Below are 15,544 nucleotides of genomic sequence, written 5' to 3' on the forward strand. Positions count from 1 at the left end.
CGCCCAAGGAGAACACCATGGCTCCCGTCGCCATCAGCCCCCTGTACAGCACCGCCGCCACCACCCACGGAGGCCGCGATGGCCGCGTGAAGTCCGAGGACGGCGTCCTGGACCTGCCCCTGGCCATGCCCAAGGCGCTGGGCGGCGCGGGAGGCGCCGTCACCAACCCGGAGCAGCTCTTCGCCGCGGGCTACTCCGCCTGCTTCGAGAGCGCGCTGCGGCTGGTGGCGCGCATGCAGGGGAAGAGCCTGGGCAGCGACGCGGGCGTGCGCGCCACCGTCACCATCGGCAAGACGCCGGACGGCGGCTTCGGGCTCGCGGTGGAGCTCCAGGGCCTCCTGCCGGGCATCCCGAACGAGGAGGCCCAGCAGCTCATGGAGGCGGCCCACCAGGTGTGCCCGTACTCGAAGGCCACGCGCGGCAACATCGACGTGAAGGTCTCCGTCGCCGGGTAGCCGCGCGCGGGCCACGCGTCGCGCCTAACGAACGTTCGTGCGCGGCGCGTGGGAGTTGGTATAGGGCAGCGATGCCGAACACCTCGCTGCCCGCTCCCGCGCCACGCGCCTCCCTCGCCCTCATCGCCCGGGAGAAGGGGGCGGAGCGAAGCTGGTCCTTCGAGCGCGGCGGCACGGTCGTGACGCTGCGGGAAGGCCCGCTCGGCGGGAAGTCGAAGCAGACCGAGAAGACGTTCGGGACCGAAGCCGAGGCGGTCGCCTTCTGCGACAAGAGCCTCCAGGCGAAGGTGGAGAAGGGGTACTTCTCCTCGGAGCTGGGGCTCCGCGCGGTCCCTCTCTCGGAGGTGCACGCGGAGCTGAAGGTCGCGGACAACGCCGAGCCCGCCGACGCTCGCGTGCTCGTGTTCGACGGTGACCTGGTCGTTCCGCACGACCTCGTCCTGGATGAAGGGTTCGGCCTGCTGGCCCCCGAGAAGGACGCGCCTTCTCCGTATGTGGGGCTCCTCATCCGAGGCGCGCTCACCATCGAGGGCAGCCTGCTCAACTTCGAGGACGACACCGGGCCCTTCCTGCAGGTGGAAGGCGCGCTCGTCGCCAGGGGTATCGGCGTCGGTGGCTCCCAGATTCGCGTCAACGGGAGCGTTCGCACGGGTGAGCTGGTGGGCGTCTACAACCACGGCCACCTCGACGTGGGGGGCGACCTCGACGCGCGCATCGTGGCCACCGAGCACGCTGTCACGGTCGCTGGAAAGACGAATGCCCTGCGCTACCTGGGGTGGGGCGCCAGCATCTTCCCGGTGACGGACGGCGTGGAAGACGCGAGCGACCCGCACGATGCCAAGGGCGTCTTCGTCGCCGGTGTCCTCAAGAAGGCGGAGGAACAGGTGGACCTCTCACTCGCGCGCGAGCGTGTGGCGGCGCGAAAGCCCATCCTGCTGGACGCGCCGGTGAGCGTTCGCGCCGAGTTCCGCAAGCAGATGGCCAAGAAGCTGGAGGCGCCGGAGAAGCTCAAGAGCCTCGCGCTGACCCGCAAGAATCTCAGCGTCCTGCCCGCGGAGCTGTTCCAGTTCCGCCGGCTGGAGAAGCTCGACCTGACGGGGAACACGCTGCGCACGCTCCCCGAGGAGCTGGGGCAGCTCACGGAGCTGAGAGAGCTGCGGCTGAATGGCAACGGCCTGCAGGAGCTGCCCGAGTCGATTGGCAACCTGGAGAAGCTCGTCCACCTGGACCTGGAGGCCAACTGCCTCTGGCGGCTCCCGGACTCCCTGGCGCGCTGCACCGAGCTGCGCACCCTCAACCTCATCAACAATCCCTATTCGTACGTGCGCGCCTCGTTCGGCGGCTGGGCCAAGGTGAAGCTGCTCCGCGACTTCCCCGAGGTCCTCACCCGCCTGCCGAAGCTGGAGGTGGTGGAGTTCAAGGGCACCTTCTTGCGCTCGCTGCCGGCGCGCGCGTTCGACAGCAAGCGCTTGCAGCGGGTGAGCATCCAGGACTCGCTCATCACCGACGTCGACAAGGCGCTGCACCCGTTGGTGGAGGTCGACCTGGAGCACGCGAAGCAGACCGCCGCGGACTTCGTGCGCTTCTGGTTCGCGCATGACACCGTCCACCTCGTGGACTTCTACGACGCGAAGACGCGGCGGTACGACTTCACCGACGTCATCGCGCTGGTCGGCCTCCTGCTCGAAAGCGCTGTCCCCGTCCCCGCGTCCTACGAAGGCGTGCTGGCTACCTGGAAGCACCAGATTGAAAGGGTGGGCCACGTCATCGACCGGAGCGAAAGGAACCCGGAGCATGCGCGGGCGCTGTTCGGTGCGCTCCGGGACGCGCTCGACACGCTGGGCACGCCGTACGGTGCGAACGCGCTCGTGGACGGCCTGCGCGCGCTGTTCGACGAGCGCGCGCGAGCCTAGCCACGAGGGGCCTACGGCGTACCGCCCGGCACCCACACGCCCCAGTCCAGGAGCTGCATGCCTCCACCGGCAGGCATGAGCTGGTCGAGCAGCGGCTGGAAGCGCGCCTCGTGGGCCAGCCCGGAGAGTGCCTCGTCCCAGGGGTCGGCGGCATAGACCTGGACCTGGACGTTGTTCATCTGGGGCTGTGGCGTCTCGAAGCGAAGCGCCGGAACGCGGTGCGCGCCCACCGTCACGGTCTCGCTCCTGGCCGGCGCGAGGCCCGTGGGAGACGGGGGCCACTGCCGGACGTCGAGGGACTCCCAGATGCGCGCCAGCACCGCTTCCTCCAGAGGCACGGCGTCCGCCTGGGTGAAGTCCGGGCACGCCGCGCCTGTCTTGGACGGCGTCACCTGCTGACGCAGGAGGAAGCCTCGCTCCGCGGCCTGGCAGGTGCGCATCACCGACGTGGTGTCCTCCCCCACCTGCACGTCGAACCAGGTGCCCGGCCCCCAGGGACGGGCGAGCGTGGGCGGCAGGCCGGTGCCACCCTCCTGTCCCTGGCGCGCCTCCACCAGGGTGAGCTGGGAGCCGCCGCCCGTGCCGAAGCCCGACAGCGTGGTGCTCGCGTCGAGCAGGCCATTGGTGAGGTACAGCGGCCCCGGCGTCGCCGCGTAGAGGCGGTTCTCCAGAGGACCGTCGAACGACCGCTTGTCATTCAGGTACCGCTTCGCCTCCCACTGGCGGCCCGCGGCGGCGAGCTGTTCGGTGCTCTGCTTGCCTTCACGGGGGGCGTCCAGCGCACGCGACTCATCCGCGCGCACGGGCATCACCAGCGGACGCGCCAGCAGGGGCTGCCGCGATGGCGCGCCGCCGTCCTCGGTGAAGTAGAGCGTCACCCAGACCCAGGGCAGCTCCACCGCGGAGACCTCCAGCGTCACCACGCCAGCCACCGCGGCCGAGGGCACGGTGCCGGGCGCCTGCCGGCCCATGGCCTTGCGGTTGGCGGAGAAGGAATACGCCACGCGGTCCCCCACGCGCGCATTCAGCCAGAGCGAGTTGCCGCGCCGCGTTGGTGCCTCCGCCTCCGCCTCCGCCTCCGCCTCTGTCGCCGTCTCCGTCACGGGGGCCGGGGTGGAAACTTCCGGCGGCGCGGTGGTGCCGTCGGAGGGCGTGGTGTGGGGCTCCACGCTCTTGCAGCTCGTGCCCAGGGCCAGGGCGGCGCACAGCATCGCGGGGCGGGACAGGGAGGCGGCGACAGGCTTTCGCATTCGGGCAACCTCGATGGTGAGGGGCATTGCGTCACCCCTGTCGGACCTTGATACACCGGGGCGCTGGCCTGCCCCCAACTTTCTGGAGTTCCGCGTCCCATGAGCTCGAACCTGCGCATCCGTCGTGTCGTCCTCTACAAGCATGGCGTCGGCTATTTCGAGCGCCGGGGAAAGGTGAGCGGCAACGACACGCTCCACCTGGACTTCAAGGCGCGCGACATGAACGACGTGCTGAAGTCGCTGACGGTGTTGGATTTGTCGGGCGGCTCGGTGTCGGCGGTGAGCTACGACTCCACGAAGCCGCTGGAGCAGCTCCTGGCGGAGGCCACCATCCGCATCCCGGAGGACGGCAGCCTCACGGCGCTGCTGGGGCAAATCAAGGGCGCGCGCGTGCGGGTGCGCGTGGGCGGCGCGCAGGTGGAGGGCTCCATCATCGGCCTGGACTCGCTGGCGGTGGCGACGGGCGAGACGGCCTTGATGCGTCCGTTCCTGTCGTTGCTGGTGGGCGCCTCGCTGCGCACCTTCGACATCCTGGACGTGTCCGAGCTGGAGTTCCTGGACGAGGCCGTGCGCAAGGATTTGGAGTTCTACCTGGCCACGGTGTTGTCCTCGTACAAGAAGGACTCCAAGCGGATGGCCATCCTCACCTCGGGCCAGGGCGAGCGCGAGCTGTTCGTCAGCTACGTGGTGGAGTCGCCGGTGTGGAAGACGAGCTACCGCATCCTCCTGGACGAGGGCGAGCCGCCGCTGCTCCAGGGCTGGGCGCTGGTGGACAACACCGGAGACGAGGACTGGGTGGACGTGAAGCTGTCGCTCATCGCCGGGCTGCCGGTGTCCTTCGTGCATGACCTCTACAACCCCCGGTACATGAAGCGGCCGGTGGTGGAGGTGAAGACGGAGGCCGCCGCCGCGCCGGTGATTCCGGAGGAGAGCTTCGGGAGCGCCGCGGACATGCTGAGGGACGCGGAGCTGGCCGCGCCGATGATGTCCGCGATGCCCGCTCCGGCGCCCGCGGCCGCGCCGCGCCGCTCGCGCGCGGAGCGAGGAGGGCAGGTGCCCGTGGGCGGCCCAGGCAGTGGCGGCCCGAAGCTGCGCGAGGTGATGGAGAAGAGCGCCCCGGTGACGACGCTCACCCGGGAAGTCGGAGACCTCTTCGAGTACGGCGTGGACCGGCCGGTGACGGTGCACCGCAACCAGAGCGCGCTGGTGCCGATTCTGCACAAGCCCTTCGAGGGCAAGCGGGTGCTCCTCTACAACCGGGCCACGCGGGAGAAGAACCCCATGGCGTGCATCGAGCTGAAGAACACCACGGGCCTGACGTTGGAGGGCGGCCCGGTGACGGTGACGGAGGACGAGCGCTACGTGGGCGAGGCGATGCTCGACACGATGAAGCCGAACGACCGGCGCTTCGTGCCCTACGCGGTGGAGCTGGGGTGCGTGGTGTCGATTGAAGACCTCACCGAGGATGGGCCGGTGTTCCGCGTGGTGGTGAACGCCGGGATGCTGGTGGCGGAGTACTTCCACGTGCGGCGCACCACCTACCTGTCGCGCAACAAGGCGCAGCGGGCGCAGGTGCTGTACGTGGAGCACCCGCGCCAGGGCTGGGAGCTGGCCAAGGACGCGCCGGAGCCCGCGGAGACGACGGAGGGCTTCTGGCGCTTCAAGCGGGAGCTGGCGGCGGGGGCGCAGGAGTCGTTCACCGTCACCGAGCGCACGCGGGGGCAGCGCCAGTACCTCATCTCCAGCATGGGGTTGGACCAGGTCACCTACTTCGTGTCGCAGCGCTTCGTGGACGAGAAGATGGCGGGCCTGCTGAAGGAGGTCGTCGCGCAGCGCGAGCAGGTGGACGCGCTGGCGAAGGACGAGCAGCGCCTCCAGGAGGAGCGCAACCAGCTCTTCCGGGACCAGGAGCGCATCCGCTCCAACATCGAGTCGCTGAAGAGCGGCGCCTCGCAACGCGAGCTGGCGGACCGCTTCGTGGCCAAGCTCAACGAGCAGGAGGACCGGCTGGAGGCCATCGCCCGTGAGATGGAGGCGCTCGTCAAACAGCGGCAGGAGGCCCAGAAGGCGCTGAACCGCCGCATCCAGGCGCTCAGCTACACGGCGGACCTGTAATCCGCGAGATTCGAAGCTGTCGGCGGGGTGCTGGCGGGGCGTCGCAGGTGGACGCCTCGGTCTCCCGATATGGTGATGCCGGAGCGTCGTTGGCACACCGACGCCCGGTAATCATCAGGCGAGGAGACGACATGCGAGTTCAGGCCGTGGTGCTGGCCGTGCTGTTGATGGCTTGTGGCGGGGACGACGAGGATTTTACTGCCCGCTTCGATGTGTGCTTCCTGCCGGACTACCAGTATTGCGACAGGGGCCTGGAGGTCACGTCGGACGGCAGCGGCGTTGCGTCCGCTATGGAGGCTCCGAATCTCCCCGCGCAGACGTGGTCGGTCACTTTGACGGAGCCCGAGCTCCAGGGACTCCTGGCGGATGTGGAGCTGGCTCGCACCGTGAAATGGGAGCCCTCCTATGAGGACCCCAACCGCTACGACAACTACCGCTTCATCCTTGTGCTCTCCGATGCGGATGGCGAGCGGCGCACGGTGTTGGAGCCTGTCGCGAGCTTCTGGCCCGAGCACCTGGCTCCGCTGATGACCCGTCTGCGTGACGTGTACCGAGCCAGCCTGCCTTGAGCGACCATGCCCTGTGCCGGCGTGTCGATGACACGGCGGACCTGTAACCCAGGGACTCCGAACCCGGATGCCGGTCTTCGGAAGCACGTCTCGGCTGGAAATTGCCGAGGCCCGATATGCAGATGCCGGAGCGTCGTTGGCATGCTGACGCCCCGTAATCATCCTGCGAGGAGACGACATGCGAATTCAGGCCGTGGTGCTGGCAGTGCTGTTGATGGCCTGTGGTGACAGTGGGGGGGAACCGGACGAGAACGCATTCCTGGCCCTCTTCGAGGTGAGCTACGGCAACTGCGCTGGGGTGTGTTACGCCCGCCTCGACGTCGCCTCGGATGGCGCCGCCCAGGTGTCCTACGCGGAGCGAAAGGGCAGGCTCGAGACGAAACGGCCGTTCTTGCTGTGGCAGTCCGAGTTGGACGGCCTCCTGGAGGACGTGGCGCTGTCGCGCACCGAGGCGTGGGAGTCCCAGTATGGGTGCCCGGAATGCGTGGACCAGGGGCAGTACTTCCTCAAGCTCGCCGGCACGGATGGGGTGCGGCAGGCAACCGTGGATCCAAACGTCATTCCAGAGCACCTGGCTCCGCTCATCGGTCGGCTGGATGAGGTGCTCGTGAGGGGCCTGCGCTGAGCGGCCGCGTCCTGGCGCGGCCGCCGCGTTGAACGGCGGCCCGCGCTACCCGGAGACGATGCGCCAGCGCAGCGTCCCGTCCTTGTCCGGCTCCACGATTTCCACGCGCGGATTCTTGGCGCTGGAGCATTCCAGGTACGCCTTGAAGCCCCCCGCCATCTCGTGGAGGGCCACCGGTGTCCGGTAGGTGAACTGGCGCAGCAGCAGCATGCCCGCGCCGTTCTCCTCCTGGTGCACCAGCTCCCCCTGGTCGCAGTAGGAGCGCCACATGCGCCGCGCCATGCCCAGCACCATGGTGGGCGTGGTGAAGCGCAGCACCATCTTGAAGATGGAGTGGATGTCCCGCAGGGTGACTTCGTAGCCCACCGTGTGGGCCCCCTCCGGCTTCCCGTCGAAGTGCCTGTCCACCACGTGCTGGATGATGCCGAAGTACGTCTCCACCGGCACCCAGCCCACCGCCAGCGTCGTGCGCGGGTCCGCGTGGGGTTGCAGCTCGGGAATCAGCGACTCCACGGCCGTGCGCGCGGTGTCCTCGCCGAAGCGCTCGTGCACGTAGGCCAGCAGGTTCTGGACGGTGAAGCCCTTGTAGTTCACTCCCGACAGTGAGGCTGTCACGCTTGCGATACCCCCCGCTCCAACCTGTGAGCCGGCCTTGGCTCACAGGCGGGTTGCGGCAAAGCCGTATGCTAGAGCACTCCGCGACACGGCGGAAATAGCGGCGCACGCCATTTCCCCCGCGACAGCCACGTCGCGCCCCGGATTCCCGGCCTGTCCCGGGTGAGTGCTCAGCGCTGGAACGCGCGGTGGACCTCTTCGCCGGCCACCACCGTCAGCCGCACCTCGGCGCCGGGCAGCTCGGAGACGGGCCCGTCCACCGGGTCCACCGACAGCGCGACGAAGTCCGCGTCCATGCCGGGCTGGAGCCGGCCGCGCCGGGCCTCCGCGAAGGACGCGTGCGCCGCGCCCACGGTGAAGCCCTCCAGCGCCTCCTGGCCGCTGAGCCGCTGCTCGCCGTACCAGCCGCCCTCCGGCAGGCCCCGGAGGTCCTGGCGCGTGCGCGCCGCGTACAGGCCCGCGAGCACGTTCGGCCGCTCCACCGGGAAGTCGCTGCCCAGCGCCAGCACCGCGCCGGACGCCTTCAGCCGCTGCCACGCGTAGGCGCCGCGGATGCGCTCCGGCCCCACGCGCGCCTCCGCCCAGGGCATGTCGCTGGTGGCGTGCGTGGGCTGCACGCTGGCGATGAAGCCGCTCCTCCCCAGCCGGTCGATGTCCTCCAGGCGCATGATTTGCGCGTGCTCCACGCGGTGCCGGCCGGACTGCCGCGTGCCGGTGGCCTCGGCCGCGCGCGAGAGCACGTCCAGCACCACCGTGTTGGCCCGGTCGCCAATCGCGTGCGTGCACACCTGGAAGCCCTTCGCCATGAAGGCGCGCACGCGCGCCTCGTACTCCTCGGGCGACAGCAGCAGCAGGCCGCGGTGGCCCGGCTCATCGCTGTAGTCCTGGTGCAGCGCCGCGCCCCGGCTGCCCAGCGCGCCATCCAGGGAGAGCTTCACCGCGCGCAGCGTGAGCATCTTCCCCTCATGGGGGCCGTCCTTCAGGTACGTCTCGCGGTCCGCCGTCTGGCCATCCGCCATGGCGTAGACGCGCAGCTTCAGCGTGCCCGCCTTGTCCCAGCGCTGGAGCAGGCGGAAGGTGCGCAGGTCCATGCCCGCGTCGTGGACGCCGGTGAGGCCCACCTGCGCGGCGTGGTTGAGCGCCGCCGTCAACTGCGCGGCGTGCTGCGCATCCGTGGCCGGGGGCAGCACCGCCTCAATCAGCCCCATGGCGTTGTCCACCAGGATGCCGGTGGGCTCGCCGCCTTCACCCCGGAGGATGCGGCCTCCCGCCGGGTCCTTCGTGTCACGGGTGATGCCCGCGCGCCGCAGCGCCTCGCCGTTGACCCACAGCGCGTGCCCGTCCACGCGGCTCAGCGCCACCGGCCGCGTGGGGAAGCGCGCGTCCAGGTCCGCCCGCGACGGGAAGGTCTTCTCCGGCCAGTCGTTCTGGTCCCAGCCGCGGCCCAGCAGCCACTCGCCCTGGAAGGCGGAGGACGGCGCGGAGGAGACGCGCTCCAGCGCCTCCGCCTTCGTGTCCACGCCCTGCAGGTCCACCGTCACCAGGCCGCGGCCCAGGCCCGCCAGGTGCCCGTGCGCGTCGGTGAGGCCCGGCACCACCGTGGCGCTGCCCAGGTCCACCACGCGCGCGTCCTGGCCCGCGGCGGCGAGCACCTCCTCCCGCGTGCCGGTGGCCAGCACCTTGCCGTCCTTCACCGCCAGCGCCTGCACCTGGGGCTTCGCCGGGTCCAGCGTCCGGATGCGCTGGGCCACGTACACCGTCGTGGTGGCGGTGGGCGTGGGCGCGGGGCCCGGGCCGTCATCCACGGGCGGCACGCGCCGGGTGCAGCTTGAAAGGCTGGTCAGGAGGAGTACCGCCCCGAGGAGTCCACCACCGAGTCGTCGCAGCGTCATGTCTGGCACCTGTCTGGGAGCCCGCGCAATCCCTGGCGCGCCCGGCGCGACACTCTGGCGCACCCGGAAGGGGAGGCCAAGCACTGGCGTCCCCTTCCGGGCGTGTTGCTGTCACTGCACGGTTACAGGTTGGTGGGGCACGGCTGCGAGTGCGGCGAGCAGCCCGTGGACTGCACCTGGTAGGTCAGCTCGTACTTGCCGCCATTGCCTTCCAGCGTCGTGGTGAAGGTGCCCGTCTGGCCCCGCAGCGTGGTCCAGCCAATCTGCTCCTGCAGGTCGAAGATGTGCTCGCTCCGGTCCCAGAGCGCCACCAGCTTGCCGCCCGCGCCCACCGAGTTCGTGGTGAACTGCAGCGACGGCGGATGCGGGTTCAGCGGGTCCCAGTTGAACACCGAGTTCGGGTACACGTAGTCGCTGTTCCAGATGATGTCGGACTGGTTGTCGCCGTTGACCTCCGACTCCAGCCACGCCTCGTCCTTGCCATCCATGTCCGACACGCTGATGCAGCGCAGGGACAGCAGGTTCGCCCGCCAGAACAGCGTGTAGTAGGGCCAGTTCGGGTCACCGCCGCCACCGGGCTCGCAGGACGGGTCCGTGCACGGCTCCGGCGGCACCAGGCTGGCCTCCTTCAACTGCTTCTCCATCGCGATGATGTCCACCGGCTTCGCGTCCGCCGCCTGCGCGTCCACGCGCTCCATCGCGTCTGCTTCCTCGGTCGGCTGCGCCGGCTCCATGCCCTCCGTGCCACAGGCCGTGAGCGCGAACACCGCGCCCATCGTCAGTCCCAGCGTCCGCCGCTTCATCGTGTTCATCCGCATCTGCGCTTCCTTCAGGTGTCTGGCCCCAACAGCCTGGATACGCAGTGCTCGACGAAGTCTGGCAATTCACGGATGCACAAAAAGCAGGCGCACCTCACGGATGGTTGGGGTGGAGCCGGTGGCGCATGGACGTGCGCTGGTTCGTGTAGCGCGGGTTCTGGAACAGCTTGATGAGCGCCATGCCCGTCACGAAGCCGCCGATGTGCGCCCAGAAGGCCACGCCGCCGGTCGCCTCCGCGCTCACCGTGTTGAGCTGGGGCAGGCCGCTGAAGAGCTGCACGCCGAACCACCACAGCAGCACGGCCCACGCGGGCACGGGGAAGACGCGGATGAAGATGACGATGATGAACAGCATGTTCACCCGCACCCGGGGGTAGAGCAGCAGGTACGCGCCCATGACGCCGGAGATGGCGCCGGACGCGCCCACCGTGGGCACCGGCGAGCCCGGGTCCACCAGCAGGTGCGCCGCCGCCGCGGCCAGGCCGCACAGCAGGTAGAACACCACGAAGCGCAGCCGGCCCATGCTGTCCTCGACGTTGTTGCCGAAGACCCAGAAGAAGAGGCAGTTGCCCAGCAGGTGCCCCCAGCCGCCGTGCAGGAACATGGAGGTGATGGGGGTGAGGACGTTGATGGGCTCGTCGTCCACCACGCACGCCAGCCCGTCACCCAGTGGCACGGGCAGGCCCAGCGCCGCCTTGCCCGTCAGCTCGCCGGGCACCATGCCCAGGTTGCAGACGCTGGCCGCCAGCCGGAAGGCGTCCAGGCCCGCGCCCTGGATGAAGACCCAGACGAAGCCGATGGTGCCGAGCAGCAGGTACGTCACGACGGGGGTGCGGAGGGTCGGGTTGTCGTCGCTGATGGGAATCATGGTGGGGCTCCATCATGCGCATCCCCAGGGCGGGCGCGGCGGCGGAGCGGCGTTGGATGTGCGGCGCTGGACGCATGGCCGCCCATACGGGCCGCGCGGGTGGGATGCTTGCCCTGGGAAACCATCCCCGGGGAAACTTGGCGGCGGGAAGAAGGTTGAGGGATGTTGAGCCGCCTCACACTCCCGCGGAGTCTTGAGAAATGAACCTGTCGATGCTGTCGCGCGGCGCCGCCGCGCTCCTCGTGGTCGCCACCCTGTCCCTCACCACCGCGGGTTGCGCCGGCCGCCGCCGCGAGGCCTTCCTGCTGGAGAAGGCGCGCAACCACGTCTACCGCAAGCCCGTGGCGGAGGTGTACCCGCAGGCGCTCGCCCTGCTGAAGGAGAAGGGCTACTCCTTCAGGGCGGGCCAGAGCGGCTACGAGGCCACCACCGAGTGGTTGATGCAGGGCGCCCCGTCCTCGCTGGGCACCACCCAGGTGCGCTACCTGGTGCGCGGCATCGAGAAGGGCCCGGGCCAGTGCTCGGTGGAGTTCACCCGCCAGCTCGTCACGGAGTCCGCGGGCGCCGCGAACACCTCCGGCCGCGCGCGTGAAATCTCCGAGCCCGCCGTCCGCGCCGACGGCGGCAACATCACCCGGGACGAGGCGCTGGAGTGGGAGCTGGTGCAGCGCGTGGACGCCGAGTCCGCGACCGCCCTGCGCGCCGAGTCCGAGAAGATTCAGTAGCCGTCAGTCACGCAGGGGCAGCTCGACGGTGAAGCCGTCGAACGCCACCTCCACCGGCCCCTGGTACTCCTCGCGCGCCTGCGTGAGCAGCTTCGAGGGGTCGGTGTCGTGACGGCTGGAGAGGTGGGTGAGCACCAGCCGCCGCGCGCCCGCCTCCTTCGCCACGCGCGCCGCCTCCCGCGCCGTGGAGTGCCGGGTCTCCATCGCCCGCTCCTGCTCATCGTCGGAGAAGGTGGACTCGTGGACCAGCAGGTCCGCGTCGTTCGCGGCCTTCACCAGGGCGGGGCAGGGCCGCGTGTCCCCGGAGATGACCAGCTTGCGCCCGGGGCGCGGCGCGCCCAGCACGTCCTCCGGCTTCACCGTGCGCCCGTCCTCCAGCGTCACCGGCTCGCCCCGCTGGAGCTTGCCGAAGCTGGGGCCCTCCGGCACGCCCAGCGCGCGCGCCGTCTCCAGGTTGAAGCGCCCGGGCCGCTCGTCCTCCACCAGCGCGTAGCCCAGCGCGTTGATGCGGTGGTCCACGCCCACCGCGTGCACCGCGTAGCCCTTGCGCGGCACCACGTCCCCGTCCTTCAGTTCGTGAATCTCCACCGGGAAGGACAAGGACTCCACGCCCAGGTGGACGGCCTGGTGGAGCAGGCGCCTGGCGGAGGGCGGGCCGTAGAGGTGGATGGGCTCGGAGCGCCCCGTCATGCCCAGCGTGCGCAGGAAGCCGATGATGCCCAGGTAGTGGTCCGCGTGGAAGTGCGTGAAGAACACCGCGTCCACGGTGAAGCCGGTGCCGTAGCGCACCATCTGCCGCTGGCTGCCCTCGCCGCAGTCGAAGAGCAGCAGGTCCGCGTGCGCCTTCACCGCCAGTCCGGACAGGTTCCGGTGCAGCGTGGGCTGCGCGGCGGAGGTACCGAGGAACGTGAGCCTGAGGAGGGACATGCCGGCACTTCCCACGCGTTGAGGGCCTCCCGCGCCAGGATGCTGCCGGCGCGAGGGGGCCATTTACCAGGGTTGGAGGCACCCATGCTATGTGGCCGCCCCCGACCTCGGACCTCACCATGCCTGAATCCCTGACCTTCGCGCCGACTTCGGACCCCCGCCGTGTACGCGCCCCGGATGGCCGCGTGCTCACCGTGCCGGACGGCTGGGCCCTGCTCCCCCCCGGTGACGCCGGGCTCACCCGCCGCGTGAAGGCGGCGGGCCCGTCCTGGACGGTGGTGGAGAAGGTGGGCCGCAAGCTCTTCTCCCGGGGCGTGTGGGCGCCCGAGGCGCACATCCTGAGGGCCCGCGCCGTGCTCGAGGCCGAGCGCGCCACCCCCGCCTACGAGAAGAAGCTGGCCGCGGGCCGCGAGCGCCGCGCCCGCGAGCAGGAGGCCTACGAGGTCGACTTCGCCAACGCGGTGCTGCGCTTCCTCGCCTTCTCCCCCGCATGGCTGCCACACGCCAAGCGCATGGCCGTGCTCGTCGCCACCCACGCCACCCCCGTGGGCAGCGGCACCGTGGCCCGCACCGAACGCATCCCCCTGGAGCGCCGCGCCGAGGCCGCCGTCATCGCCTGGATGCGGCACCAGACGACGCAGTACGACGACATGCGCATCGCCCGGGTCAAGGGCGCCCGGCGCGAGGTGCGCCGTGAGCTGGCGGACATCTCCCGCGCCGTGCTGGACCTGCACCGCCGGGATGTCCCCCATGGGCCTTCCGCGTGCCCGCTGTGCACCGCGCTCGCGCGCACCTGAGCGGCGGCGCGCGCACATGACCTGCACGGCGGGGTTACTGACCCGGTGTTCAGAAACCTTGTGCGGTTAGTGACCGGCGGGTTAGAAACCCGGCGGTCATGGCTCGTCCCGCGGACCCCCACGCTCGCAGTGCCCTGGTGGCCGCCGCCCGGTCGGAGTTCGTCCGCCGGGGGCTGAAGGGGGCGCGCATCGAGGACATCACCGCCGCGTGCGGGCTGTCCAAGGGCGCCTTCTATCTCCACTTCCCCTCGAAGGAGGCGCTGTTCGAGGAGGTGGTGGGGCACTTCCAGGCCGGGCTGGCGGACCTCAACGAGCGGCGCATGGCGGCCATCGAGCGCTTCTTCGAGGCGCACGGCATCCCCGGCGAGCAGGACAGGCTCGAGCGCAGCGAGCGCTTCCAGCGGTTCCTCCAAATCGAGACGGCGCATGATTTGGAGGCCCTGGAGTGGGTCTGGCAGTTCCGGGACGTGTCCCTGGTGCTCACCAACGGCAGCCAGGGCACGCCGTTCGAATCCCTGCTGTGGCGCGTGACGGACGGGCAGGTGGAGCGCATCGCCCGGGACTTCCGGCGCCTGCAGCGGGCCGGCGCGGTGGACCCGGCGCTGGACGCGCACATCTTCGCCACCTTCATCGTGGGCGCCTTCCTGCTGCTCACCACCCAGATGGCGCGGATGGAGGAGAAGCCGGACCTGACCGCGTGGGCGCACACGCTCCACCGGCTGTGCCACCAGGGCACCCTGCCCACGCACCTGTCCGTCCCCGCCGTGGCGCCGCCGCCCGCGCGTGCGCCCCGCGCCCCTTCGAAGCGCACGGCGCGCCGGCCCCGCGCCGCCCCCCAGAAACGCCAGACGCCGAGGAAACGTCCGTGAAGCCCACCCAGAAACCGTCCGCTGTCCGAGTGCTCGCCGCCGCGGGGCTGGCCTCCGCCGCGCTGTCGCTGACCGCCTGCCAGAAGGCGGATGCCTCCGCGTCGCCGCCCGCCAGGGCCGCCGCGCCCGCGGGCCCGCCCGCGGTGACGGTCGTCTCCGCGCGGACGGTGCAGGCCACCCCGAGCGAGCAGGTGACGGGCACCCTGTATCCCGCGCAGGGGCTGATGGTGGGCTTCGAGGTGGGCGGCCGGCTCTCCGCGGTGCAGGTGACGAAGGGGCAGGCGGTGAAGAAGGGCGAGGTGCTGGCGCGGCTCGACCCGGAGATTTCCGACGCGCAGGTGGCCCAGGCCGAGGCCGCGGTGGCCGCCGCCGAGGCCGCGCACACCCTGGCCGCCGACGTGGCCGCCCGCAACGAGAAGCTCCAGGAGCAGGGCGGGGTGAGCGAGGTGGCGCACCGCACCGCCACGGCCAACGCCGCGCAGGCCCGCGCGCAGTGGCTGGCCGCCCAGGCGCAGCTCGCCCAGGCGCGCGCGTCCCGGCGCCGGCATGACCTGCGGGCGCCCTTCGACGGCACCATCATCGACGCGCCGGAGCAGACGGGCGCGACGGTGGCGCCCGGCACGCCGCTGTTCAAGCTGGAGCGGCTGGACACGCTGCTCTTGAAGACGACGGTGTCGGAGGCGCTGCGCTCGCAGCTCAAGCCCGGCGCCCGGGTGCGCGTGGAGTCGGTGGGCGCGCGCGTGTCCTCGGAGGAGGCGGTGGTGCGCACCATCCTGCCCTCCGCGGACCCCGCCACGCGCCGCGTCCCCGTGGAGCTGGCCGTGCCCAACGCGGACGGCCGCTTCGTGGCGCACACGCTGGCGCGGGCCGCCCTCTCCCTGGGGGAGGCGCGGGACGCCCAGGTGCTGCCGGGCAGCGCGCTGTCCGCGCTCAACGGGGACCACGTCTGGGTGGTGACGTCCGGCCAGGTGCACCGCGTGGACGTGCAGGTGCTGGAGCGGCGCGAGCAGGGGGAGGTGGTGGTGCTCGCCGCCTCGCCGCTCGGCTCGGTCGTCGACCATCCCACGCCGGCCCTGTCGCAGGGCGCCCGCGTCTCCGTGAAGTGA

At 70.8% G+C, this 15,544-nt stretch carries 15 protein-coding genes; 9 read left to right on the plus strand and 6 right to left on the minus strand.

Annotation, left to right across the window (positions count from 1 at the left end; genetic code table 11):
- Window positions 1-17: 17 nt before the first annotated feature.
- A complete protein-coding gene (locus tag MYMAC_RS03350; protein WP_013936197.1) occupies window positions 18-455 on the plus strand; it encodes an organic hydroperoxide resistance protein in 438 nt (145 codons plus the stop codon).
- 71 nt (window positions 456-526) lie between these two features.
- Window positions 527-2,368 (plus strand): leucine-rich repeat domain-containing protein, encoded by a 1,842-nt coding sequence (locus MYMAC_RS03355; protein WP_095957015.1) that lies wholly within the window; start codon window positions 527-529, stop codon window positions 2,366-2,368.
- An 11-nt stretch (window positions 2,369-2,379) separates the two neighbouring features.
- Here MYMAC_RS03355 and MYMAC_RS03360 read toward each other — a convergent pair whose 3' ends face one another.
- Complete coding sequence (locus tag MYMAC_RS03360; protein ID WP_095957016.1) at window positions 2,380-3,618, minus strand: DUF6068 family protein; 1,239 nt, start codon at window positions 3,616-3,618, stop codon at window positions 2,380-2,382.
- Window positions 3,619-3,717: 99 nt separating this feature from the next.
- Between MYMAC_RS03360 and MYMAC_RS03365 the strand changes: the two genes are divergently transcribed.
- The 3 genes from MYMAC_RS03365 (at window position 3,718) to MYMAC_RS03375 (ending at window position 6,927) form a co-directional block, all read left to right on the plus strand.
- Window positions 3,718-5,733: a hypothetical protein gene (locus MYMAC_RS03365; protein WP_095957017.1), complete on the plus strand. Its 2,016-nt coding sequence runs from the start codon at window positions 3,718-3,720 to the stop codon at window positions 5,731-5,733.
- A 131-nt stretch (window positions 5,734-5,864) separates the two neighbouring features.
- Window positions 5,865-6,302 (plus strand): hypothetical protein, encoded by a 438-nt coding sequence (locus MYMAC_RS03370; RefSeq protein WP_095957018.1) that lies wholly within the window; start codon window positions 5,865-5,867, stop codon window positions 6,300-6,302.
- A gap of 178 nt (window positions 6,303-6,480) precedes the next feature.
- Window positions 6,481-6,927, plus strand: coding sequence for a hypothetical protein (locus MYMAC_RS03375; protein ID WP_095957019.1), 447 nt, complete (start codon window positions 6,481-6,483; stop codon window positions 6,925-6,927).
- Between the two features lie 45 nt (window positions 6,928-6,972).
- Here MYMAC_RS03375 and MYMAC_RS03380 read toward each other — a convergent pair whose 3' ends face one another.
- The 4 genes from MYMAC_RS03380 to MYMAC_RS03395 form a co-directional block, all read right to left on the minus strand.
- A complete protein-coding gene (locus MYMAC_RS03380) occupies window positions 6,973-7,542 on the minus strand; it encodes a hypothetical protein (RefSeq protein WP_095957020.1) in 570 nt (189 codons plus the stop codon).
- 170 nt (window positions 7,543-7,712) lie between these two features.
- A complete protein-coding gene (locus tag MYMAC_RS03385; RefSeq protein WP_239989321.1) occupies window positions 7,713-9,434 on the minus strand; it encodes an amidohydrolase in 1,722 nt (573 codons plus the stop codon).
- A 122-nt stretch (window positions 9,435-9,556) separates the two neighbouring features.
- Entirely contained in the window at window positions 9,557-10,246 is a 690-nt protein-coding gene (locus MYMAC_RS03390; RefSeq protein WP_239989322.1) for a hypothetical protein, read from the minus strand.
- A gap of 100 nt (window positions 10,247-10,346) precedes the next feature.
- Window positions 10,347-11,120, minus strand: a complete 774-nt coding sequence (locus MYMAC_RS03395; RefSeq protein WP_095957023.1) for a rhomboid family intramembrane serine protease — start codon at window positions 11,118-11,120, stop codon at window positions 10,347-10,349.
- Window positions 11,121-11,320: 200 nt separating this feature from the next.
- Here MYMAC_RS03395 and MYMAC_RS03400 point away from each other — a divergent pair, with 200 nt between their 5' ends.
- Window positions 11,321-11,845 carry a hypothetical protein gene (locus MYMAC_RS03400; RefSeq protein ID WP_095957024.1) on the plus strand — a complete coding sequence of 175 codons (525 nt, stop codon included), beginning with the start codon at window positions 11,321-11,323 and terminating at the stop codon, window positions 11,843-11,845.
- A gap of 3 nt (window positions 11,846-11,848) precedes the next feature.
- Here the strand turns inward: MYMAC_RS03400 and rnz are convergent, their stop codons facing one another.
- Window positions 11,849-12,772, minus strand: coding sequence for a ribonuclease Z (rnz, locus tag MYMAC_RS03405; protein WP_095957025.1), 924 nt, complete (start codon window positions 12,770-12,772; stop codon window positions 11,849-11,851).
- Window positions 12,773-12,891: 119 nt separating this feature from the next.
- Between rnz and MYMAC_RS03410 the strand changes: the two genes are divergently transcribed.
- The 3 genes from MYMAC_RS03410 (at window position 12,892) to MYMAC_RS03420 (ending at window position 15,544) form a co-directional block, all read left to right on the plus strand.
- On the plus strand, window positions 12,892-13,569 hold the full coding sequence (locus tag MYMAC_RS03410; protein WP_204817352.1) for a DUF2293 domain-containing protein: 678 nt from the start codon (window positions 12,892-12,894) through the stop codon (window positions 13,567-13,569).
- A 98-nt stretch (window positions 13,570-13,667) separates the two neighbouring features.
- Window positions 13,668-14,438 carry a TetR/AcrR family transcriptional regulator gene (locus MYMAC_RS03415; protein WP_095957027.1) on the plus strand — a complete coding sequence of 257 codons (771 nt, stop codon included), beginning with the start codon at window positions 13,668-13,670 and terminating at the stop codon, window positions 14,436-14,438.
- Entirely contained in the window at window positions 14,435-15,544 is a 1,110-nt protein-coding gene (locus tag MYMAC_RS03420) for an efflux RND transporter periplasmic adaptor subunit (protein WP_095957028.1), read from the plus strand. Before MYMAC_RS03415 ends, MYMAC_RS03420 begins: the two co-directional genes overlap by 4 nt.

This window comes from Corallococcus macrosporus DSM 14697, assembly GCF_002305895.1.
GTDB lineage: Bacteria > Myxococcota > Myxococcia > Myxococcales > Myxococcaceae > Myxococcus > Myxococcus macrosporus.